Origin of the sequence: Falsiroseomonas selenitidurans, from assembly GCF_012103215.1 — a bacterium.
In the GTDB taxonomy this organism is placed as follows: Bacteria; Pseudomonadota; Alphaproteobacteria; order Acetobacterales; family Acetobacteraceae; genus Falsiroseomonas; species Falsiroseomonas selenitidurans.
In genome coordinates this window covers 48,438-70,737 of the sequence record NZ_JAAVNE010000011.1, presented here as the reverse complement: position 1 = coordinate 70,737, position 22,300 = coordinate 48,438, and the positions used below count along the sequence as shown (strand labels likewise).

20 protein-coding genes are annotated in these 22,300 nt (G+C 73.6%); 14 read left to right on the top strand and 6 right to left on the bottom strand.

Annotation, left to right across the window (positions count from 1 at the left end):
• Positions 1 to 15: 15 nt before the first annotated feature.
• Positions 16 to 1,911 carry an AI-2E family transporter gene (locus HEQ75_RS09070; protein WP_168029482.1) on the bottom strand — a complete coding sequence of 632 codons (1,896 nt, stop codon included), beginning with the start codon at positions 1,909 to 1,911 and terminating at the stop codon, positions 16 to 18.
• A gap of 152 nt (positions 1,912 to 2,063) precedes the next feature.
• On the opposite strand from HEQ75_RS09070, the gene HEQ75_RS09065 reads away from it, so the two are divergent.
• From HEQ75_RS09065 to HEQ75_RS09015, 11 genes are all read left to right on the top strand, one after another.
• Positions 2,064 to 2,999, top strand: a complete 936-nt coding sequence (locus tag HEQ75_RS09065; protein ID WP_168029480.1) for a methyltransferase domain-containing protein — start codon at positions 2,064 to 2,066, stop codon at positions 2,997 to 2,999.
• A gap of 94 nt (positions 3,000 to 3,093) precedes the next feature.
• The gene (locus tag HEQ75_RS09060) at positions 3,094 to 4,083 is read left to right on the top strand and encodes a Bug family tripartite tricarboxylate transporter substrate binding protein (protein ID WP_168029478.1); all 990 of its coding nucleotides are present in this window, start codon (positions 3,094 to 3,096) and stop codon (positions 4,081 to 4,083) included.
• A gap of 20 nt (positions 4,084 to 4,103) precedes the next feature.
• A complete protein-coding gene (locus HEQ75_RS09055; protein WP_168029476.1) occupies positions 4,104 to 5,108 on the top strand; it encodes an Ldh family oxidoreductase in 1,005 nt (334 codons plus the stop codon).
• Positions 5,109 to 5,169: 61 nt separating this feature from the next.
• On the top strand, positions 5,170 to 6,273 hold the full coding sequence (locus HEQ75_RS09050; protein WP_168029474.1) for a 2OG-Fe(II) oxygenase: 1,104 nt from the start codon (positions 5,170 to 5,172) through the stop codon (positions 6,271 to 6,273).
• The gene (locus tag HEQ75_RS09045; RefSeq protein WP_407925890.1) at positions 6,222 to 7,025 is read left to right on the top strand and encodes a TrmH family RNA methyltransferase; all 804 of its coding nucleotides are present in this window, start codon (positions 6,222 to 6,224) and stop codon (positions 7,023 to 7,025) included. The genes HEQ75_RS09050 and HEQ75_RS09045 overlap by 52 nt, the downstream gene beginning before the upstream one ends.
• Before the next feature lie 60 nt (positions 7,026 to 7,085).
• The gene (locus HEQ75_RS09040; RefSeq protein ID WP_168029472.1) at positions 7,086 to 8,330 is read left to right on the top strand and encodes a flavin monoamine oxidase family protein; all 1,245 of its coding nucleotides are present in this window, start codon (positions 7,086 to 7,088) and stop codon (positions 8,328 to 8,330) included.
• 36 nt (positions 8,331 to 8,366) lie between these two features.
• Entirely contained in the window at positions 8,367 to 9,503 is a 1,137-nt protein-coding gene (locus tag HEQ75_RS09035; protein WP_328733492.1) for an ABC transporter permease, read from the top strand.
• Positions 9,504 to 9,595: 92 nt separating this feature from the next.
• Positions 9,596 to 10,333 (top strand): ABC transporter ATP-binding protein, encoded by a 738-nt coding sequence (locus tag HEQ75_RS09030; RefSeq protein ID WP_328733491.1) that lies wholly within the window; start codon positions 9,596 to 9,598, stop codon positions 10,331 to 10,333.
• Positions 10,333 to 11,349, top strand: a complete 1,017-nt coding sequence (locus HEQ75_RS09025; RefSeq protein WP_168029470.1) for an MlaD family protein — start codon at positions 10,333 to 10,335, stop codon at positions 11,347 to 11,349. Before HEQ75_RS09030 ends, HEQ75_RS09025 begins: the two co-directional genes overlap by 1 nt.
• Entirely contained in the window at positions 11,346 to 11,945 is a 600-nt protein-coding gene (locus HEQ75_RS09020) for an ABC-type transport auxiliary lipoprotein family protein (RefSeq protein ID WP_168029468.1), read from the top strand. Before HEQ75_RS09025 ends, HEQ75_RS09020 begins: the two co-directional genes overlap by 4 nt.
• Positions 11,946 to 12,392: 447 nt before the next feature.
• Positions 12,393 to 13,073 (top strand): DUF2939 domain-containing protein, encoded by a 681-nt coding sequence (locus tag HEQ75_RS09015; protein ID WP_168029466.1) that lies wholly within the window; start codon positions 12,393 to 12,395, stop codon positions 13,071 to 13,073.
• On the opposite strand, the gene HEQ75_RS09010 is transcribed toward HEQ75_RS09015, so the two are convergent.
• The 3 genes from HEQ75_RS09010 to HEQ75_RS09000 are packed head-to-tail and all read right to left on the bottom strand — an operon-like array spanning position 13,057 to position 15,878.
• Positions 13,057 to 13,284 carry a DUF2783 domain-containing protein gene (locus HEQ75_RS09010; RefSeq protein ID WP_168029464.1) on the bottom strand — a complete coding sequence of 76 codons (228 nt, stop codon included), beginning with the start codon at positions 13,282 to 13,284 and terminating at the stop codon, positions 13,057 to 13,059. The two genes, HEQ75_RS09015 and HEQ75_RS09010, sit on opposite strands and share 17 nt — an antisense overlap.
• Positions 13,281 to 14,894 (bottom strand): FAD-dependent oxidoreductase, encoded by a 1,614-nt coding sequence (locus tag HEQ75_RS09005; RefSeq protein ID WP_168029462.1) that lies wholly within the window; start codon positions 14,892 to 14,894, stop codon positions 13,281 to 13,283. Before HEQ75_RS09005 ends, HEQ75_RS09010 begins: the two co-directional genes overlap by 4 nt.
• Positions 14,895 to 14,897: 3 nt before the next feature.
• Complete coding sequence (locus tag HEQ75_RS09000; RefSeq protein ID WP_168029460.1) at positions 14,898 to 15,878, bottom strand: MBL fold metallo-hydrolase; 981 nt, start codon at positions 15,876 to 15,878, stop codon at positions 14,898 to 14,900.
• A gap of 188 nt (positions 15,879 to 16,066) precedes the next feature.
• Here HEQ75_RS09000 and HEQ75_RS08995 point away from each other — a divergent pair, with 188 nt between their 5' ends.
• The 3 genes from HEQ75_RS08995 to HEQ75_RS08985 all read left to right on the top strand — a co-directional run bounded on the left by HEQ75_RS08995 (position 16,067) and on the right by HEQ75_RS08985 (position 18,546).
• The gene (locus tag HEQ75_RS08995; protein ID WP_168029458.1) at positions 16,067 to 16,804 is read left to right on the top strand and encodes a Crp/Fnr family transcriptional regulator; all 738 of its coding nucleotides are present in this window, start codon (positions 16,067 to 16,069) and stop codon (positions 16,802 to 16,804) included.
• Between the two features lie 84 nt (positions 16,805 to 16,888).
• Positions 16,889 to 17,530, top strand: coding sequence for a hypothetical protein (locus tag HEQ75_RS08990; protein WP_168029456.1), 642 nt, complete (start codon positions 16,889 to 16,891; stop codon positions 17,528 to 17,530).
• 236 nt (positions 17,531 to 17,766) lie between these two features.
• Positions 17,767 to 18,546, top strand: coding sequence for an FkbM family methyltransferase (locus tag HEQ75_RS08985; protein ID WP_168029454.1), 780 nt, complete (start codon positions 17,767 to 17,769; stop codon positions 18,544 to 18,546).
• Between the two features lie 42 nt (positions 18,547 to 18,588).
• Here HEQ75_RS08985 and HEQ75_RS08980 read toward each other — a convergent pair whose 3' ends face one another.
• Positions 18,589 to 20,916 carry a xanthine dehydrogenase family protein molybdopterin-binding subunit gene (locus tag HEQ75_RS08980; RefSeq protein ID WP_168029452.1) on the bottom strand — a complete coding sequence of 776 codons (2,328 nt, stop codon included), beginning with the start codon at positions 20,914 to 20,916 and terminating at the stop codon, positions 18,589 to 18,591.
• Positions 20,898 to 22,286 (bottom strand): glycosyltransferase, encoded by a 1,389-nt coding sequence (locus tag HEQ75_RS08975; protein ID WP_168029450.1) that lies wholly within the window; start codon positions 22,284 to 22,286, stop codon positions 20,898 to 20,900. The genes HEQ75_RS08980 and HEQ75_RS08975 overlap by 19 nt, the downstream gene beginning before the upstream one ends.
• Positions 22,287 to 22,300 lie beyond the last annotated feature (14 nt).

Sequence of the window (22,300 nt, the reverse complement as noted above, 5' to 3'; positions counted from 1 at the left end):
CTCTGGCGGGCCGCCTCATCCCATCGCGGGCGTTGTGCTCGCCGCCGCCTGGGGCGCCAGGCGCTGCGCGGCGCGGGCGGCCTCCCCCAGGCCGCCTTCCACCGCCACGGCGCCCTCGGCGCGCAGCGCCTCCGGCAGGCGGCCCTCCGCGCCCACCACCAAGGTGGCCACCTGGGCCTGCGGGAAGCGCCGGCGCAGGCGGCGCAGCAGGTAGCGCGACGCCGCGACCGAGGCGCCACCCTGCACGGTGCAGAACCAGGCCTGCCGCACCGTCTCCGGCTCGAAGCCCGCCAGGTCGCCGCCGCGCAGCAGGTCGGCCGGCGCCGCCACCGCGCCGAAGCCGCGCTTGCGCAGCACCTGTGCCAGCATCGCCGCCAGCGCCTCGTCGAAGGCACCGCGCCCGGCCAGGCACAGCACGGCACCGGGCGGCACCAGCACGCCCGGCGGCGGCGGCGGGTCGGGCGGCGGCGGGTTGTCCTCCATCTCCGCCAGGCCCGGGCCCGGGGCGCGGTCGTCCTCCGCCTCCTCCTCCAGATCCTCCACCAGCGTGGCCAGCCGGGCGCGCAGCGCCGCCAGGCGCTCGGTCGCGAAGCTGCCGCGCAGCGCGTCCGCCTGGGCCAGCGCCAGGGCCGGCAGCGCCACCGTGTCGTAATAGGCGGACAGCCGCTTCTCCCGCATCACGCCCTCCGCCTGCTCGGCCAGCGCATCGGCGTCGCCGGCCAGGGCGCGCTGGTAGAAGGTGGCGGGCGGGTCCAGCGGTGGCCGGTCGCCCAGCGCCACCTCGAGGAATTCGAAGCGTTCCACATGCCGCCCCAGCACCACCAGGCAGACGGTCAGCGGCATGGAGACGATCAGCCCGATCGGCCCCCACAGCCAGGTCCAGAAGGTGGCGGCGGCGATCACCGCGACCGGCGACAGGCCGGTGGAGCGGCCGAAGACCAGCGGCTCGAACACCTGGCCCATCAGCCCCTCGCTCACCGCGAACAGCACCAGCACCATCAGCGGGATGCCCCAGCCCGGATCCACCGCCAGGGCCAGCAGCAGCGGGAAGCCGGCGGCGATGAAGGTGCCGACGAAGGGCACGAAGCGCATCAGCCCGGCGACGATGCCCCACAGCATCGGCTGCGGCACGCCGATGAAAAACAGCGCCGCGGTGATGAACACGCCATAGGCGGCGTTCATCGCGGTCTGCGCCAGGAAGTAGCGGGACAGGCGATAGGCGGCGTCGTCCATCGCCGCCATGGTGCGGTGCAGGTCCTCGGCGCCGACCAGGCGGATGACCCGGTCGCGCAGATCCTCGCGGTACAGCAGGATGAAGATCACCAGCACGACGACGATGCCGAAGGTGGCCAGCGGATAGAGCAGCGGCTCCAGCACCCCCTGCAGCACCGCGAAGGGCGCCGGGTCCGGCTGCTGCACCTGCACCGGCAGCGGCACGACCCGGTCCGCGGCCAGCACCTGCGCCGGCTCCGGCGCCGCGGCGGCGCGTTCCGCCCGCTCCGCGCCATCGGCCAGGCCGCGCAGCATGTCGCGCACACGGTCCATGATCCCCCCGCTGGCGCGCAGCGTGGCGAGCTTGCGCATCAGTTCCGCCTGGTACAGCGGGATGTCCCCGGCCAGCTCCGCCAGCTGCCGCCCCATCACCAGGCCGAGCGTGCCGATGACGGACACGCCGGCCATCACCGCCGCCAGCACGCCGGCCGCGCGCGGGATGCCGATGCGCCGCAGCGCCCGGGCCACCGGCGCCAGCACGAAGGACAGCAGCACGGCGAGGGCCAGCGGCACCAGCAGGTCGCGGGCGAAGTAGAGCACGGCGACAACCACCAGCACGGCCTGGGCGATCTCGGCACCGTTCTGCGGCACCCCGGCGGCGCGGACGCCGCGATGGGCGGCGGGCGGGAAGTCGGGCATGCGGCCGGTGTGTCCTTGATCTGTGGCGGGCGGGGGTTCGCGGGACGGAACGCCGGCGCACCGGTCCGGTTCGCTGCCGGCCGCCGGTTTCCGCCCGGCATCGCTTTCCGCTACCCTGCCGGCCCGATGCGAAGGCCACCCCCCTGACCGCCATGCCAGCCGAAGCCACCGAAAGCCCTCCGCCCGCCCCCGCCCCGGTGGATGTGCCGGTGCCGGAAGGCTATGCCGCGGGCGCGCCGGTGCCCTGGTGGCTGAAGCTCGGCGTGAAGCTGGTGCTGGGCGCCCTGCCGGTGCCAGCCGAGGCCTGGCGCCGGCTGGGCTTGCGCCGCCACTCCTTCGACGCGCTCGACCCCGGCCGGCTGGTGGACCCGCTGGCCTGGCGCATCCGCCGCTTCACGGAACTGGCGGGCCGCGCCCCGCGGGCGGTGCTGGAGGTGGGGCCGGGCGCCATGGTGCTGCGCGCGCCGATCGCCGCCGCGCTCGGGCTCGGCCCGATCTGGTACCTGGATGTGGAGGATGCGGCGCCGCGCGAGCTCGCGCCCTATCGCGCCGCGGCCGAGGCCGCGCGCCGCGCCGGGCTGCAGCCGCCCGACCTCGCCGCCTGCCACGACCGGGAAGCGGTGCTGGCCGCCTGCGGTGCCCGCCTGCTGGTTGGCGGCCCCGAGCGGCTGGCGGCGGTGCCGGCGGCCTCCGTCGACCTGGTCTTTTCCGAGGTCGCGCTGGAACATGTGCGGCGGGACGCGCTGGCGCCGCTGCTGGCCGGGCTGCGCCGCGTCGCGGCCCCGGGCGGGCTCGGCCTCCATGCGGTGGATTTCCACGACCACCTTGGCGGCAAGCTGCGCCACCTGGCCTTCGGGCCGGGGTTCTGGGAGGGCCCGGCGGTGGCCCGCGCCGGGCTGTACTGCAACCAGCTCGGCCTGTCCGAGATGCTGGCCGCCTTCGCCGCGGCGGGGTTCACCGCCCAGGCCGCGCAGCGGCTGGTCTGGCCGTTGCCGCAGCTGCCGCCGGGCGGCGTGCACCCGGCGCTGGGCCGGGCGCCGGAGGATGACCGGGTCTGCCACGCGGCGATCGAGGCGCGGCCGGCCTGAAGCCGGCACGAACGTTTCCCTGTCGTCGCGCCGCCCCGCCTGCCATGCTTCCCGCCACGAAACGCCCGGAACGGGCATCGTTGAGGGAGGTTCCATGTCGCGTCCCCTGTTCCCCCGCCGCATCGCCTTTGCGCTGGCGGCCGGCAGCCTGCTGCCCCTGCCCGCCCCGGCGCAGGGGCCGGCCTTCCCCGAGCGCAACCCGCGCTACATCGTGCCCTTCCCCCCCGGCGGGCTGACCGACATCATGGCCCGCCTGGTCGCCCAGAAGCTGGGCGAGGGCTGGGGCCGGCCGGTGGTGGTGGACAATCGCGCCGGCGGCAACGCCATGATCGGCGCCGATCTGGCCGCCAAGGCGGAACCCGACGGCCACACGCTGCTGGCCATCACCCTCACCCATGCCGTGAACGCCACGCTGTTCCCCAACGCGCCCTATGATTTCCGCCGGGCCTTCGTGCCGATCTCGGTGCTCGGCTCGCTGCCGCTGGCGGTGGTGGTGAACACGCAGGCGATGCCGACGGGCGATCTGGCGGCGCTGGTGGCCCGGGCGCGGCAGCGGTCGCTGAATGTCGGCTCCTCCGGCACCGGCTCGCCGCCGCATCTTGGGCTGGAGCTGTTCCGCCGGGTCAGCCGGGCCGGCGACAACATCGTCCATGTGCCCTATCGCGGCGGCGCCCCGGCGGTGACGGACCTGGCCGGCGGCAGCCTGGACATGATGGTCTCCAACCTGCCGGAATGCCTGGCGCAGATCCGCGGCGGCCGGCTGCGCGCCCTGGCGGTGACGAGTGCGGAGCGCCACCCGCTGGTGCCCGACGTGCCCACGGTGCGGGAGGCAGGGCTGCCGGAGCTGGAGATCACCAACTGGACGGCGGTGATCACCCAGGCCGCCGTGCCCGCCGCGCTGCGCGCCCGGCTGGAACGCGACGTGCTGGCCGCGATCCACGACGCCACCACCACCCGCCGCGCCAGCGAGGGCGGCTTCCAGGTGCTGGGCTGGGACAGCGCCCGCTCCGCCGCCTTCATCCGGGCGGAGACCGATCGCTGGGCCACCCTTGTCACGGAAGCCGGGATCAAGCCCGATGCGTGATCCCCTGGAGTGATCGCCGCATGCCGCGCCTGAGCCTGGCCGAAGCCCGAACCCTCGCCACCCGTGCGCTGGAAGCCGCCGGCGCCAGCCCGGCCATGGCAGCGCTGACGGCGCAGGCGCTGGTGGAGGGGGAGGCGGAGGGCCAGGGCGGCCATGGCCTGTCGCGCGTGCCGCAATATGCCGGCTTCCTGGCCAATGGCCGGGCCGATGGCACCGCCATCCCGGCCGTGGTCGCGGAACGCGGCGGCGCGGCGCTGGTCGATGCCCGGCACGGCCTGGCCTATCCGGCGCTGCACCTGGCCGTGGCGGAGGCGGCGCGGCGGGCGAAGGACCACGGCGTGGCCTTCCTCGGCATCACCAACAGCCACCATGCGGGCACCATGGGCCTTCCCGTCGCCGCGCTGGCGCGGCAGGGCCTGGTCGCGCTGGCCTTCACCAACTCCCCGGCCGCCATGCCGGTGCCGGGGGGCCGCCGCCCGCTGCTCGGCACCAACCCCGTCGCCGCCGCCTTCCCGCGCCGTGACGCGGCACCGCTGGTGATCGACCTGGCCCTGTCCGAGGTGGCGCGCGGGCGCATCATGCAGGCGGCCAAGGCGGGCCAGCCCATCCCCGAGGGCTGGGCGCTGGATGCCGAGGGCAACCCCACCACGGATGCCGAGGCCGCGCTCGGCGGCGCCATGCTGGCGATGGGCGGCACCAAGGGCGCGCTGCTGGCGCTGGTGGTGGAATTGCTGTGCTGCGCCCTGACCGGCGCCGCCTTCGGCTTCGAGGCGGACAGTTTCTTCACCGCTTCGGGCAATCGCCCGCGCCTCGGCCATGCGCTGCTGACCATCGACCCGGGGGCGCTGGTCGGGCAGGATGGCTTCGCCGACCGGCTGGAAACCCTGCTCTCCGCGATGCAGGAGGACGCCGGCGTGCGCCTGCCGGGCCGCCGACGCGCCGGGCTGGCGGACCGGGCCGCTTCCGAGGGTGTGGAGGTGCCGGCGGCGCTGCTGAACACCCTGCAGGAACTGGCCCGGCGCTGAACCGGGCCGAACGCTTGATCCGCGCCGCAGGCTCCAGGCGCGCCACGACCCGAGGCCCCACATGCCCACCCCCGCCTATACCCCCGGCGAGCCCATCCCCGCTTTCCACGCCCGCTCCGCCGGCAATCCACGCTTCGCCTTCGACACCACGGCCGGCCGCTGGCTGATGCTGCTGATCCCCGGCCCCCTGGGGGCGGAGGGCGTGGCGCCGGGCCTGGCGGCGATGATCGCGCCGCATGCCGGGCTGCTGCACGCCGACCGCGCCTTCCTGGTGGTCATCGGCACGGATCCGGCGGATGAGCGCGCCGGCCGCCTGACCGACGGCCCCGGGCGCCGCGTGCTGTGGGACGACGATGGCAGCGCGCGCCGGGCGCTCCGCGCGGTGGAGCCGGACGGCACGCTGCGCACCGGCTGGGTGCTGCTGGACCCGATGCTGCGCGTCTTCGCCATCTGGCCGCTGGAGGCGGGGGCGGAGGCGATGGCCACCCTGGCCGCCCTGCCGCCGCCCGCCCAGCACGCCGGCGTGCCCCTGACCGCCCCGGTGCTGGTGCTGCCGCGGGTCTTCGAGCCGGCCTTCTGCCAGCGGCTGATCGCGACCTATGAGGCGGTGGGGGGCGGCGAAAGCGGCTTCATGCGCGATGTCGGCGGCCGCACCGTCGGCGTGATGGACCCCAGCCACAAGCGCCGCAAGGACCTGTTCCTGGAGGATGAGGCGCTGCGCGCGCAGATCCGCGCCCGGCTGAACGCCCGCCTGGTCCCGGAGATCGCCCGCGCCTTCAACTACCGCGTCACCCGGCTGGAGCGCTATGTGGTGGCCTGCTACGATGCCGCCGACCAGGGCTTCTTCCGCGCCCACCGGGACAACACCACCAAGGCCACGGCGCATCGGCGCTTCGCCTGCACGCTGAACCTCAACACCGGCGACTACGAGGGCGGCGACCTGTGCTTCCCGGAATTCGGGCCGCAGACCTACCGCGCCCCGGCCGGCGGGGCTGTGGTGTTTTCCTGCTCGCTGCTGCATGAGGCGCGGCCGGTGACGCGCGGGCGGCGATACGCCTTCCTGCCATTCCTGTATGACGACGCCGCGGCTGCGATCCGCGAGGAGGGTGCGAAATTTCTGGGCCAGAACGACGCGATCCCGAAGCCCAGCCCGGTGGAGGCCTGAACCAGGCCCCCGCGCGCGGCTGGCGGGATTCGGAACTCGACCGGCTGTGCGGCCCCGCCGCGGCCGCCGCCGCCTTCGCCACCCGGCCCGATGCCGTGCTGCGCCTGTTCTACACGCCCACCCGGCGGCGGGAGGCCGGGCCACTCTGCGCCATCATGGCCCAGGGCCGCCGCCCCTACCGGGAGGTGACGGCCGAGGACCTGGCCCGCATCGCCGGCACGGAACACCATGGCGGCCTGGTCGCCATCGCCGTGCCGCGGGCCATGGCGGACCTCACCGCCGGCCCCTTCCCGCCGGCCCTGCTGAAGGCGCCGGTGCTGCCGCTGCTGGATGGCATCGGCAACCCGCACAACCTCGGCGCCATCGCGCGCTCCGCCGCCTTCTTCGGCTGCGCCGGGCTGCTGCTGTCGGACGATCCGCGGCAGAGCGGCCTGTCCGATGCCGCCTACCGCATTGCCGAGGGCGGGCTGGAACATCTGGCGGTGCTGCGCCTGGCGCAGCCGCACATCGCCCTGCGGGCGCTGGCGCCGCGCTTCACCACGGTGGCCGCGGTGGCGGCCGGCGGCGTGGCGCCGGCCGCGCTGCCGCGCGACAAGCCCTTCGTGCTGGCGCTGGGCAATGAGGAGACCGGCCTGCCCGGCCTCACCGCCGCCGCCTGCGCCCACCGCGTCACCCTGCCCGGCAGCGGCAGGGTGGAAAGCCTGAACGTCTCGGTGGCCGCGGCGGTGCTGATCCACGCCCTGGCCGGGTAGCAGCGGCCGCCTTGCCGACCCTGGCCGGCCACACGATCTGAGGATGGCATGATGGATCCGATGTCCGAGCCGGACGTCCTGGTGGTGGGCGCCGGGGCGGCCGGCATCGCCGCCGCGCGCGCCGTGGCCGCTGCCGGCCGCAGCGTGCTGGTGCTGGAAGCGCGCGACCGGGTCGGCGGCCGGGTGGTCACCGACCATCGGCTCGGCCTGCCCTTCGAGCGTGGCGCCAACTGGCTGCACAATGCCGAGGACAACCCCCTGGTGAAGCTGGCCGCCGAGGCCGGCATCCGGCTGGTGGATTCCGACCGGCTGCGACGCGAGAGGACCCATGTCGGCGGCCGCCTGGCGGAGGCCGCGGAACGCGCCGCCTATGACGCCGCCTGGGACGCCTTCGAGGCTGCCGTGGCGGCGCCGCGCGAAGGCCCCGATCCCAGCGTCGCCGCGGTGGTGCCCCGGGGCGGCGCCTGGGATGCGACCGTCGCCGCCTGGCAGGGCGACATCATCGCCGCCGCGCCGCTCGATCGCGTCAGCCTGCAGGACTTCACCGCCACCGCCCTGAACGGCGGCAACATGCTGGCGGAACAGGGCTTCGGCACGTTGTTGGCCGGCCTGGCGGCCGGCCTGCCGATCCGCTTGGCCTCGCCGGTGGCGCGGCTGGGCTGGGGCGGCGCGCAGGCGGTTGCCGAAGGCGGCTTCGGCACGGTGCGGGCGCGCGCCGTGGTGGTGACGCTGCCCACGCCCCTGCTGGTCTCGGACACCCTGCGCTTCGACCCGCCATTGCCGGCCGCGGTGCGGCAGGCCGCCGCCGACCTGCCGCTGGGCCAGGTGGTCAAGGTGGGGTTCCGCGGCACGGCGGCGCTGGGGCTTGCGGATTTCACCTCCATCGATCGCCAGGTCGCGCCGGGCGAGGCGCTGGTGGCGATGAATGCCCGGCCTTTCGGGCGCGATCTGCTCGCCTGCCATGTCGGCGGCGACGCCGCGGCGGCGCTGGAGCGGGCCGGCGATGCGGCGCTGGAGGATTTCATGCGGGCGGAGGTCGCCACCCGCTTCGGCGCCCTGGCAGCCGCGGCGCTGCACCCCAACCCGATCGTGACCGATTGGCTGCGGGACCCCTGGGCGCGCGGCGTGTACAGCTATGCACGGCCCGGCCGGGCCGCGGCGCGGGGTGTGCTGGCGGCGCCGCTGGCCGGCGGGCGGCTCTGCCTGGCGGGCGAGGCCTGCCACGCCCGGCTGGCCGGCACGGTGGGCGGCGCCTGGCGCTCCGGCGAGGCCGCGGCGCAGGCCGCGCTTGCTGCGCTGCGATAAAGTGTTCCATACGGCGCTCCATTGCGGGAGCGGAAGGTGGGGGTGACGGCCCTGGCGGATGGCTCGGTGGCGCTAGCGGCGCCTGGGGTGACAGTGCGGGAGGAGGCAGGGGCGCGGATTCTCGCCCTGTCCGGCCGCGTCGACACGCCGGCCGCCGCCGCGCTGTGGCCCCGCCTGATGGAGGAAGCCCGGCGCCCCGGCCCACCGCTGCGGCTGGACCTGGCGTCGGTGGAGGCGGTGGACACCACCGGTGCCACCCTGCTGCTGACGGCCGCCGCCGCCGGTGCGCGGATCGAAGGCGCCAGCCCCGGCGTCACCGCGGTGCTGGACCGGGTGCGGGACGCGCTGGCGGCGCCACGGCCGAAGCTGGTGCCCTATCGCTTCTCGCCGTTGCACGGCGTCGGCCGCCGGGTGGTGAACGGCCTGGCGGCGGGGGTGGAGGCGCTGGCCTTCCTGGGCGAGCTGCTGTTCGTGGCGCTGGCCACGCTGGTCCGCCCCGGGCGGCTGCGCGGGCGCGAATTGCTGCGCCACCTGGACGAGGCCGGCACCCGCGCCTTCGGCCTGGCGACGCTGCTGGGCGCGCTGCTCGGTGTGATCCTGGCCTTCCAATCCGCCATCCCGCTGCGCCAGTTCGGCGCCGAGATCTTCGTGCCCAGCCTGGTCGGCATCTCCCTGCTGCGGGAGCTGGGTCCGCTGATGGCCGGCGTGGTCCTGGCCGGCCGCACCGGTTCCGCCTATGCGGCAGAGCTCGGCACCATGACGGTGAACGAGGAAGTGGCGGCCTTGCGCATCATGGGCATCGACCCGATGGCGCTGCTGGTGCTGCCGCGGGTGCTGGCGGGCATGCTGGTGATGCCGGTGCTGTCCCTGGTGCTGACCCTGGCCGGGCTGGTCGGCATGGCGCTGATCATGCGGCTGCTCGGCTTCCAGATGACCACGGTGGCGCAGCAGCTGGTCAACTTCGTCAGCCTGAAGGACCTGCTGGGCGGGTTGTTCAAGGCCGCGGTCTTCGGCCTGGCCATCGCCTTCATCGGCTGCCGCGCCGGGCTGGGCGCCGGGCGCGGGCCGCGCGCCGTGGGCGATGCGGCCACCGCGGCGGTGGTGGGCGGCATCGTCGCCATCGTGCTGCTGGATGGCGCCTTCGCCGTGCTGTTCGAAAGGCTGGGCCTGTGAACGAGGGAACCCAGCCCGTCCCGCAAGGGACAAGGCCCCTCCCCGACGGGCGGCCGGCCATCTCCGACGCCCCCGGCCCGGACACGCCAGCGGTGATCGAGGCGCGTGACCTGACCGCGCGCTTCGGCAGCAACACCCTGTTCCGGCACGTGTCCTTCGACGTGCGGCGGGGCGAGGTCTTCGTCATCCTGGGCGGCTCCGGCTGCGGCAAGTCCAGCCTGCTGAAGCTGATGATCGGCCTGGTGCCGCCGGCCGAGGGCCGCGTCGGCATCCTCGGCACCGATGTCTGGTCCACCGAAGGGGCCGCGCGGCTCGCCCTGCTGAAGCGCCTCGGGGTGATGTGGCAGCAGGGCGCGCTGTTCGGCTCCCAGACCCTGCTGGAGAATGTCGAGATGCCGCTGGCCGAGCACACCCGCCTGCCGGCGGCAGCCCGCGCCGAGGTGGCGCGCGCCAAGCTCGGCCTGGTCGGGCTTTCGGAAGCCGCCGACCGGCTGCCGTCCGAGATCTCGGGCGGCATGCTGAAGCGGGCGGGTATCGCTCGCGCGCTGGCGCTCGATCCGCCCATCCTGTTCCTGGACGAACCCTCCGCCGGGCTCGACCCGATCACCTCCGCGGGGCTGGATGCGCTGATCCGCGACCTGTCGCGTTCGCTGGGGACGACCTTCGTGGTGGTGACGCATGAACTGGCCTCGATCCTGGCCATCGGCGACCGCTGCATCATGCTGGACAAGGAGGCCAAGGGGATGATTGCGGAGGGCGACCCGCGCGAGCTGCGCGACCACAGCACCCACCCCACCGTCCGGTCCTTCTTCCGGCGGGAGGCCGCGTGATGGGTGGCGCACGGATGCTGTATGCGCGGGTCGGCGCGCTGGTGCTGGTGGGCATCGTGCTCGGCGTTGCCTTCGTGCTGTTCCTGGCCGGCGGCCGCGGGCTGCAGGCGAACCAGGTGTTCGAGAGCTATTTCTCGGAATCGGTGCAGGGCCTCGATGTCGGCGCGCCGGTGCGCTACCGCGGCGTGGCGATCGGGCGGGTGACGCAGATCGGGCTGGTGGCGGCGGAATACCCGCGCCCGGCCGGCGCCGAGTATTCGGCCAATTTCGCCCGCGTCTTCATCCGCTTCGCCGTGGACCTGCAACAGGTGGGGGAGACGCCGGACCTGGACCGGGCGATTGAGCTCGGCCTGCGGTCGCGCATCACGGCGCAGGGCATCACCGGGGTGAACTACCTGGAGCTGGACTTCGTCCAGGCGGACCGCTTCCCGGTCCAGCCGCCGCCCTGGGAGCCACGCAACGACGTGATCCCCGGCGTGCCCTCCACCGTCGCGCAGGTGACCAGCGCGGCGGAGCTGCTGATCCAGCGGCTGGCGGATATCCCGGTTGACCGGATCACCCAGGACATCGCCGGCATCCTCGACAACGTGAACCGGCAGACCGGGGATGGCGACCTGGCGCAGGTGCTGCGGGAAGCCGCCACCACCATGGCGCTGCTGCGCGCCGCGGTGCAGGACAGCGACCTGGCCGGCGCGCTGGGCGAATTCCGCGCCGCCGCCACGGAAGCCCGCAGCCTGGTGAGCGGGCCGGAGATCCGCGGCGCGATCACCAATGCCGCCGGCGCGGCGGCGGAGCTGCGCCGGGTGGCGCAGACCCTGCCCGGCGCGGTGGAGGGCATGGAACGCACCATGCGCTCGGCGCGGGAAACCACGGTGGACGTGCAGGCGGAGCTGCTGCCCATCCTGATCGACCTGCGCGCCACCACGGCCAATCTGCGCGCCACCGCGGAGCAGCTTCGCTCCTCCCCCACCCGTTATCTGTTCGGCGCCCCGCCGACCCCGGATCGCCGCCGATGAACCGACGCGCCCTGCTGCTACCCGCCCTGGCCGCCGGACTGGCGGGCTGTTCCCTGTTCCCCAGCGTGCCCAACGTGCCGGTGCGGCGCTACGCGCTGGCGCCACGCCGGCCCTTCGCGGTGGAAGGGCGCGGGCCGGTGCTGCTGGTGCGGCGCATGCGGGCGCTGCCCGGGCTGATGGACCTCGGCCTGCGGCGGCTGAAGGCGGATGGGTCCTACGACCTGCTGGTCTATGAGGAATGGCTGGCGCCGCCGGCGGACCTGGCGGATGCGGCGCTCCGCGCCTGGCTGCAGGCCAGCGGCCTGTTCTCCGCCGTGGTGCCGCAGGGCAGCCGGGCAGAGGCCGGGTTTGTGCTGGAATTGCAGCTGACGGCGCTGGAAGCGGTGCCCGCACTTGGCGAGGCGCGGGCCGGGCTTGCCGGCGTGCTGCTGCGGGAGGAACGGCTGGCCTCCCGCGTCGTGGATTCGCTGCAGGTGCAGGCCAGCGCGCCGATGGCCCCCCAGGCGGAGGCCCCGGCCATGGCGGCGGCGATGACCACCGCGCTGGGCCTGGCCTTCGGCCGGCTGGAGGCCGCGCTGGCGCCGCTGGTGCGCTGAGGAGTCTTCACGTCAGGCGGTTCCGGCGCCGCCGCCGCGCCGGACCGGGCGCGTGGCCGGCAGGCGCCGGCACCGCGGGCGCCGTGCCACGGCAGGCGCTTCACGGCCTCACCAAGTGTTGAAACGCCTCGAACGAGCGGGCGGCGCCTAGCCGTTTTCGAGACCCGGTCGCGTTTTGATGCGTCATCCCAGAAAAAAGACGGACGCCTATCTCCCGTTAATCATTCTCCCACCATTCGCGCCTCATTCTCCGGAACGGGAGAGCGGGCCTGTTGCGTCTCTGCCGAGGAGAAACGGCGGCCCGGCCAGCGCGGGTCGGCGGCGAAGCCTCGGCGCGGCGTCTCAGGTTTCGACTCGCAACTTATGGTTGTCTTTTCCCTTGGATGGCGCGGCGACGCAACCTTAACTGGCGAGGCGATTGTGGGCACACGGAGCTCGGGGGCAGCGGTGAGCTGGGACGATGTCTGGGCGGAATATGATGCGCGCCGGCCGACGCCGTCCGCGGCCCTGCCGGCACGGCCGCCCCTGACCGGCGAGGCGACGGCGCAGGCCCGCGAAGGCCGCGCCCGCAGCCCCTGGCCAGCGCTGGCCCTGCTGCCGCTTCTCGCCATGGGCTGGATCGGCGCGCCCTATGCCACGGCCTGGGACCTCGTGCAGGCGCTGGAAGGCCGTGACGGGGAGGCGCTGTCCCGCCACCTGGACCTGCCGGCCCTGCAATCGGCCCTGCGCGACAGCCTGCGGCCGCATGCCGCCGCCGGGGAGCGGACGCCGGAGGCACGCGCCTTCCTGGCCGGCATGGCGGAGGAGATCTCCACCGCCTGGGCCAGCCCCACCGCGCTGGCCGATGTGGCCCGGGCACGCGGCGTGCGCCCCGGCGCCGCCGCCGCAGCGCTGCGCCACAGCGCCCCGACCGGCCTGACCCGCTTCGAGATGCCGCTGGCCGGCAGCGTCGCGCCGATGACCCTGCAGCTGGAGTTGAACCCGACGGGCCTGGCACCGCGCTGGCAGGTGACCGCCGTGCGCCTGGACCTGGCGGACCAGCGGGCCGCGATGCCGCCGCCCGCCGCCACGGCCCCGCGGGCGCGGCCGGCGGAGCAGCAGCCGCTGCGGCTCAGCGCGCTGCGCTGAGGCCCGGCCCGTCCTCCCCCGCCAGCCCGTTCCGGGCCAGGGCCAGCGCCTGGCGCAACACGGCCAGGTCGCCGACATGGTTGGCCAGGATCAGCACCAGCCTGGCATCCAGGGCGCGGGAGGCCGCCGGGTCCAGCCCGCGATGCGCCTCCATCAGCAGGGCGAAGGCGGCGTCCGCATCGGCCAGTCGGGGCGTGGTGTCCAGGCTCATGGCACCAGGCCTCCGCCGCCGCGGGCGCGTTCCAGCGCCGCCCGTACCGCCACCGGGTCCGGCATCGCCAGCCGGGCCGCGATGTGCTGGTCCGGCCGCAGCAGCACCGCGCCGCCCGGCATCGCGCCGAAGCGCGCGGCGGCCAGCCCGCTATGGTCCCACAGCGCGCCGGGCCGTGCCTCTGCCGCCACATGCACCGGGCGCAACCCGGGCGGGGTGGGGAAGTCCGGCGCGTCGAACAGCAGCAGGCCGAAATCGCCGCCCAGGTGGCGCAGCAGCCAGTCCGGCTGCCCTTCGCACAGCACCGGCGCATCCGGCGCCGCCGCCCCGGCCGGCGCGCCGCCCGCCCAGCCGCCCTGGTCGGCGCTGTTCAGCGGGCTTTCGGCCAGCACCGCCGGGCGCGACAGCCGGCCCGAATTGACCAGGGCGCGGGCGAAGGCGTGGTCCGCCGCCAGATCCAGCACCGCATCGCGATAAGCGCGGGCGTGGTCGGATTTCGGGGTGATGAAGTCCGTCGCCCGCATGGCGTGCAGGATATTCTCCTCCGCCGCCGCGATCCGCTCCGCCTCGTAGCTGTCCAGCAGCCCCGGCCCGGCCGACCCGTTCAGCACCGCCGCGAGCTTCCACGCCAGGTTGTCCGCATCCTGAACCCCGCCATTGCCGCCGCGGGCACCGAAGGGGCTGACCTGGTGCGCCGAATCGCCGGCGAAGACCACGCGGCCATGCACGAAGCGGTCCAGCCGGCGACAGCGGAAGGTGTACAGGCTGACCCATTCCAGTTCGAAGGGCACATCCGGCCCCAGCATCGCCCGCACCCGCGCGGCGACGCGCGCCGGCTGCTGCTCCGCCTCCGGGTCCGCATCCCAGCCCAGCTGGAAGTCGATGCGCCACAGATCGTCCGGCTGCTTGTGCAGCAGCACGGATTGCCCGGGGTGGAAGGGCGGGTCGAACCAGAACCAGCGTTCCGCCGGGAAGCCGACCTCGCCGCGGATCACCACATCGGCGATCAGGAACCGGTCCTGGAACACCTGGCCCTGGAAAGGCAGGCCCAGGGCACGGCGGATGGCGCTGCGGGCACCGTCGCAGGCCAGCAGCCAGTCGGCGCGCAGCGTATAGGGCCCCTGCGGCGTCTCCACCGCCAGCGTCACCCCCGCCGCCTCCGGCGCCAGGCCCGCGACGCGATGGCGCCAGCGCAACTCCACCCCCGCCGCCTGGCAGGCTTCCACAAGCCATTCTTCCACATGGTATTGCTGCAAATTCACGAAGGCCGGGTATTCGTGGCCGGCTTCCGGCAGCAGGTCGAAGTGGAAGGCCTCCCGCGCGCCGTGGAACACCCGGCCGGTCTGCCAGGTGACGCCCTTTTCCAGCATCCGTGGCCCGAGGCCGAGCCGGGCGTAGATCTCCAGCGTCCGCTTGGCGAAGCAGATGGCGCGGCTGCCGGTGGCGACGCTGTCCTCCTCATCCAGCAGCGTCACCGCCACGCCGTGGCGCGCCAGGTCCAGCGCCAGGGTCAGCCCGACAAGGCCGCCGCCGACCAGCACGACGCGGCGGTGGTCGGTGCCGGAAGCCGGCGGCGGCGCGGCGGGGTAGCGGGGCGGCGCCTGCGGCACGGCTCAGCCCCGCGCCTCCGCGCTTTTCATCGCCGTGCCGTGTTCCAGCGCCTGCCACATCGCCACATCGCGCTCCGCGGTCCAGATGCGCGGATGGGCGAGACCCTGCGCCTCGTCGAAGGCGCGGGTGACGTTGAAGGGCATGCAGTGTTCGAAGATCACCCAATGCCCGTATCTGGGGCGCATGAAGCCCATGGTGTCGTCGTAGATCGCCTTCAGGTCCCAGTCCTTCGCCACGCCTTCCCGCACGCGGGTGAACAGGTCCGTGGTGAAGGACCGCGTGCCCTCGATCGCCTCCCGGCAGTCGGCGGCGGTCAGCAGCGCGCGGCCGCGGCCGGGCACCAGCTTCTCCGCCCCCAGCGCCGCCACGGCATCCAGCGTGGCGGACCAATCGGCGAAATGCGCGTCGCCGCAATAGGGGGTGGCGCCGAATTCCACCGTATCGCCGGCGAACAGCACGCGCTCCTTCGGCAGCCACACCACCGTGTCCCCGGCCGTGTGGCTGCGGCCGACATGGATCACCTGCGCCTCCCGCTGCCCCAGCCACAGCGTCATCCGCTTCTGGAAGGTATGGGTGGGCCAGGTCAGGCCGGGGATGCTTTCCCGCCCGCGGAACAGGCGCGGGAAGCGGCCGATCTCGCTGTCCATGTCGGCCTGGCCGCGTTCCACGATCAGGTCGCGCGTGGCCTCGCTGGCGATGATGACGGGGTTGCCATAGCCGCTGGCGCCCAGCACCCGCACCGCGTGGTAATGCGTCAGCACCACCTGGCCGACATGCCGCGGGGTGACGGTGGCGATGCGCGCCATCACGTCCTGCGCCATGGCCGGCGTCGCCTGGGCGTCCACCACCACCACCCCGTCCGGCCCGACGATGACGCCCGAATTGGGGTCGCCTTCCGCCGTATAGGCGAAGAGCCCCGGGCCGAGCTCATCGAAGGAGACGGTCTTGTCGGCCATGTCATTGGCCGAGGCGAATCCGGACATCCTGGGCGTCTCCCTTGCGACCGGCGCAGGTTCAACCGCCGCGGCGCCCACTGCAAGTCGCCGTGTGGTGCCACGCAAAGGGGTGCCCCGGGGCAGCCATGACGCAAACGCGCATTCCCTTCACGGGGTTGAGAGCGTAGGTTGCAGGTGTGGGATGGACTGCGCGTCCCGCCAGGAAAACACAGCCGATGAGCCGCAACGCGAACCTCACCCCGCTGCCCGGAAGCTGCGCCGCCTGCGCGGTCCGCCCCTTCGCCCTGTTCCGCGTGATCCCGCAGGCCCGGGTGGGGGAGATCGCCCGGATCCGGTCCGGCGTCCGGCTGGTGCGGGCGGGCGATGCCATCCTCGATTCCATCTTCACCATGTATGCCGGCTGGGCCTTCAGCTGGACCGCCACGCCGGATGGCCGCCGCCAGGTGCTGGATTTCCACCTGCCCGGCGACCTGGTGGAACGGAGCGAGGATGCGGCGGAGGTGGAGGCGCTGACCGATTCCAGCTTCTGCATCCTGTCGCGCGAAAGGCTGTGCGCCTTCATGGGCCGCGACCCGGGCCTCGCCATGTCCTATGTGGACGGGCTGACCCGCGACCGGGCGCGAATGCGCGAAAGACTCACCAGCCTGGGCCGGCGCGATGCGGCCGGGCGCGTGGCGCATCTGCTGCTGGAACTGCATGGAAGGCTGCTGCGCCGTGGTGGCGCCGATGCGCGTGGCGCGGCGGTACCGCTGAAGCAGGCGCATCTGGCGGATGCGCTGGGGCTTTCCGTGGAACACGCCAACCGCGCCCTGGCGGCGCTGCGCAAGGATGGCGTGGCCACGCTGAACAAGGGGCGGCTGGAGATCATGGACCGCACGGCGCTGGAGGATCTGGCCGGCTGGGCCGGCCTGCCGCCGCCGGAAAGCCTGGCGCCGCAGACCCTGGCCGGGTGAGCGACCGACCCACGGCCGAGGGCCGGTCGAGGCTCCGGCCAAAGGCTGGTTGAGCAGCCCGCCGCGCCCGGTTAGGCTGACCGCATGACCCGCCAGACGCCGCCGCCGCCACGCCCGCCCCGCCGCCTGGTCCTCGGCCTGCTGCTGCTGCTGGCATCCCTGGTCCTGCCGGGCACCACGGCCCTGGCGCAGGGCGATCCCTCCTTCACCCTGGTGAACCGCAGCGGCCAACCGATCCGGGAGGTCTATGTCTCGGCCAGCCAGGACCAGTATTGGGGGCATGACCTGCTGCAGACATCGGTGCTGGCGAATGGCGCCGCCATGCCCATCCGCATCGCCCCCGGCGCCGGCTGCCTGCAGGATGTGCGGGTGGTCTATGCCGATGGGCGGCCGGAGGAACGGCGCCGGCAGGATACCTGCCGGATCACCCAGATGGTCTTCGGCAGCGCCGCGGCGGTGCAGTCCGGCCGCCAGGCCAACCCCTCCTTCAACCTGGTGAACCATGGCGGCCAGCCGGTGCGGGAGGTCTATGTCTCCTCGGTGCGGGACAATGCCTGGGGCGAGGACCGGCTGGGGACGGAGGTGCTGCCGCCCGGCCGCCATCTGGCCGTGCGTCTGCCGGCCGGCGATTGCGTCAACGACGTGCGGATCGTCTGGATGGACGGGCGCAGCGAGGAAAGGCGGCGTCTGGACACCTGCCGTCTGATCAACCTGGTCTTCCGCTAGAGAAAAATGCGGTCAGATGGCATCATCTGAACGCATTTTTGCCGCAGAATCAAAGATTTCTAGCGCACGAGCTGGGTTCGAGCGAACGCAGCCTGCTCTGGCCCAGACCATTTTCAAGCCTTGCGGCTTCGCAAGGCGAGCCAGAAAATGCGTCAAGACAATAGGCCGGAGCCGTTTCACCGTCTTCGCTGGCGGTGAATCGGCTCCAGCCGGCAAACAGCGCAAGGACCCACCGGATGCCGTCCCTTGCCGAGCAATATGCCGCGCTGCGCGACCGGCAGAAGGCCGGCCGGCCGGTGGATTACGAGGCGCTGCTGCGTCGCTTCTACACCGGCCTGCTGCATCCCGGCGACATCGCCATCGACATCGGCGCCTTCAAGGGCACCCACACCATGCCGATGGCGGACGCCATTCGCGGCCCCGGCGGGGCGCTGCACGCCTTCGAGGCCAATCCCGGCATGGCCGCGGATCTGCGCCCCGGTCTGGCATGGCCGGGGCGGGAGCATGTGACCCTGCATGAATGCGCCGTGGCGGCCGTGGATGGCGAGGCCGACTACGTCGTCGCCGTGGATGCGCCGGGCTACAGCGGCCTGCAGCAGCGCGAATACGACCAGCCGAACATGCGCACCCGGCGCATCACCGTGCGCACGGTGAAGCTGGACACGCTGCTCGGCCACCTGCCGCGGCTCGCCTTCATCAAGATCGACATCGAGGGCGGCGAGTTCGACGCCATCCGCGGCGGCGCCGCGCTGATCGAGCGGCTGCGCCCGGCGATCAGCTTCGAATTCGGCCACCGATCCTACGGTGCCTATGGCGTGGAGCCGGCGGCGGTGTTCACCTGGTTCGCCACGCGCGGCTACATGCTGTTCGACATCATCGGCAACCCGCTGCTGACGCCGGAACGCTTCCTGCGCGCCGACAGCATTCCGGGGCTCTGGGACTTCCTGGCGGTGCCGGAGGAGGCGCCGCCGCTGCGCCGGCTGGCCCGGGCGCAGCATCGGCTGGTGGCGACGTAGCGGTGCCACCCGCCCCCCCAGAGGGGGGCGAGGGCATCCGGCTCAGGCTGCCTTCGCGGCCTGCAGCGCCTTCCACACCGTCTCCGGCGTGGCCGGCATGTCGATATGCGTCACGCCGGCCGGCGTCAGCGCATCCACCAGCGCGTTCATGGCGGCGGGCGGGGAGCCCACGGCCCCGGCCTCGCCCGCGCCCTTCACGCCCAGCGGGTTGGTCTCGCAGGTCACCTCGATCAGGTCGACATCGATGTCCGGCAGATCCTCCGCCCGCGGCAGGCAGTAATCCATGAAGGAGGCCGACAACAGCTGGCCGGATCCGTTGTCATAGGCCGTGCGCTCATGCAGTGCCTGGCCGATGCCCTGCGCCACGCCGCCATGCACCTGGCCGCGGACGATCAGCGGGTTCAGCGCATGGCCCACATCGTCCACCACGATGTAGCGCGGCACGGTGACGATGCCGGTCTCGGGGTCCACCTCCACCTCCGCCACGTGGCAGCCATTGGGGAAGGTGTGGGTGTCGATATTCGCGGTCTCCATCGCATCCAGCAGGATCGCGCTTTCGCCCGCCGCCACGCGCCGGCGCTGCACGGCGGCGAGGTCGAGGATGCCGATGCCGCGATCGGTGCCCGCCACTTCGAAGCGCCCGCCCGCGGAGACGAATTCGATATCGGCGACGGAGGTCTCGAGCTGCTCGGCCGCGGCCTGCTTGCCCTTCTCCACCACGCTGGCGGTGGTCACCAGGATGGCCTGGCCTTCCGAGTAAAGGCTGCGCGCGCCGCCGGTACCGCCGCCGGAGGGCAGCGTCTCGCTGTCGCCCTGCCGCACCCGGATCTTGTCGATCGGGATGCCCAGCTCGTGGCTGGTCATCATGGCATAGGCTGTCTCGTGGCCCTGGCCGGTGGATTGCGTGCCGACATAGAGGTCGACCATCCCGTCATCGGCAAAGACGACCTTGGCATTCTCGGTCGCCGCGCCGCCGGTTGCTTCCAGGTAGTAGGCCAGGCCGATGCCGCGCTGCTTGCCGCGTCGCGCGGCCTCCGCACGCCGCGCCGGGAAGCCCGCCCAGTCGATCTTCGCCAAGGCGGCGTCCATCAGCTGCGCGAAATCGCCGCTGTCGTAGCGCTGGCCCATGGCGGAGAGCCAGGGCATCGCGCTCTGCTGCACCATGTTGCGGCGGCGCAGCTCGATGCGGTCCACGCCGATCTGCCGCGCCGTGGCGTCGATCAGCCGTTCCACCAGGTAGTTGCTCTCCGGCCGCCCGGCGCCGCGATAGGCGTCCACCGGCACCGTATTGGTCAGCACGCCGATGACATGGGCGTGGATCGCCTCGAAGCCGTAGACGCTGGCCAGCACCTTGGTGCCGGCGCCGGTCGGGATGAAGGGCGCGAAGGTGGACAGGTACGCCCCCATGCCGGCGTAGTTGCGCGTCCGCAGCGCCAGGAACTTGCCGTCGGCATCCGTGGCCAGTTCACCGAGGGTGATGTTGTCGCGGCCATGGGTGTCCGAGAGGAAGGCCTCGCTGCGCTCGCTGGCCCAGCGCACCGGGCGGCCCAGCTGGCGCGCGGCGAAGCAGACCAGCACATGCTCCGGGTAGAGGAACAGCTTCATCCCGAAGCCGCCGCCGACATCCGGCGTCACCACGCGGACCTTCTCCGCCGGGATGTTGAAGATGCTGCCCGAGAGGATGTTCTTCAGCAGCCAGGAGCCCTGGGTATTGGTGTGCAGGGTCAGCTTGTCGCCATCCCAGGCGGCGGCGGCGGCGCGGGCCTCCATGCTGGCGACGACGACGCGGTTGTTCACCACGGTCAGCCGGGTGACATGGGCGGCGCGGGCGAAGGCGGCATCCGCCTTGGCCTTGTCGCCGGCTTCCCAGTCGAAGACCACGTTGTTGGCGATTTCCGGCCAGACCGCGGGCTGCCCCGGCTCCCAGGCCGTGGCGAGGTCGGTCGCGGCGGGCAGCGCGTCATACGCCACCTCAACCGCCTCGGCGCCGTCGCGGGCGGCCTGGGCGGTCTCCGCCACGATGAAGGCGACCGGGTCGCCGACATGGCGCACCACGCCATCCGCAAGCGCCGGGCGCGGGGTATTGCCGCGCGGCGAGCCGTCGCGGTTCTTCAGCGGGATCAGGCAGGGCAGGTCGCCGATGCCGGCGGCCTTGAGGTCGGCGGCGGTGATCACCGCCAGCACGCCGGGCACGGCCAGCGCTGCGCTGGTGTCCAGGCTGGCGATGGTGGCATGCGCCTGCGGGCTGCGCAGCACGATGCCATGCGCCTGGCCCGGCATGGCGATGTCATCCGTGTACTGGCCGCGCCCCGTCAAGAGGCGCGGATCCTCGACCCGCCGCACCGACTGGCTCAATCCGAACTTCGCCATGGCGTCACATCCCCGCTGCTTCGCACCAGTATCTGCTGCCGAAGGGCCTGCCGTGAAGGGGGTGGGCGCAGCGCCGGCGGAAGCTTGAGCGGCGGGCGCCCGACATGGCGCTCGATCACCGCGCAGGCGGCCACCACGCCCTCCTCCGCCACCACCAGCGCGCCCAGCGCCGCGGCCTCCTGCACCACCGCCGGGCGCTGCAACCGGGCCAGCGCGGCGGCGATCCGCGCCTCGGTGCAGCGCCCGGCACGCAGGACCTCGGCCACCCCGCGCCGGGCCAGCCGCGCGGCATTGTCAAGCTGGTCGCTGGTGAAGGGCACCACCAGCATCGGCCGTCCCGCGGCCAGGGCAAGGTCGGTGGTGCCCGACCCGCCATGGTGCAGCACCAGCGCGGCATGCGGGAAGATCACGTCCATCGGCGCGCGCGGCACCGCCAGCACCCCGGGCGGCAGCCTCGCCGGCAGCCGGGCCTGCGCGGCGTCGGAGCCCGAGAGCAGCAGCACGCGCAGGCCCAGCCGGCCCGCCGCGGCGATGGTTGCGGCATAGATCGCATCCGACCGGTCGCCGCCGATCACCGCCATGGAGCCGCCGAGGCTGGCGACCAGCGGCGCTGGGCCGGAGAGCAGGAAATCCGCCACCTCCGGCGCCAGGGCCCCGCCCGGCCAGCGGCAGAACCCGGTGGGCGTGGCGCCACCCGCCCAATCCGGCTGCGGCCGGGCCAGCTGCGGTGAAAACAGCGCCAGGCCGAAGGGTGGCACCGCCGCGTGGTTCAGCAGCGCATCCCGGGCCGGCGGCAGGCCAAGCTCGCGCCGCGCCTCGGCCAGCGCCCGGCCCCAGCGCGCCAGCGCGGCCTGGGCGAGCAGGCGCAGCGGCCGCCCGACCAGCGGACCCAGCCCGACCAGCCCGGCCAGCCAGGGCAGGCCCGGCGGCACTGGCGGGTCATGGGCGGACAGGAAGGCGATGGGCTGCATCAGCGCCGGTACCCAGGGGAGGCCCAGCGTCTCCGCCGCCATCGGCGCCACCGGCTGGCTGGCGCTGCCCAGCAGCAATTCGCAGCCGAAATCGCGGCAGGCGGCGACCAGCTCCGCATGGGTCTGCCGCACCCCGGGGCCGATCACCTCCCGCATCCGGAAGCTCTCGCCGCGGCCGGGATCGGCCAGCAGCCGGCGTTGCGAATCCTGCCGCACCGTCCTCGGCGGGTCCGGCCCCGCCCGAACAAAGCCTATGCCGGCGCCTTCGATCAGCCCCTGGTGGTGCCCCGGTGCGGCCAGGCGCACCGGATGGCCGCGCGCCTGCAGGCCATGCGCCAGCGCCAGGAATGGGAAGATGTCGCCCTGCGCGCCCCGTGCCGCGATGACGATGCGCGCCAATCGTCACCCCCCTG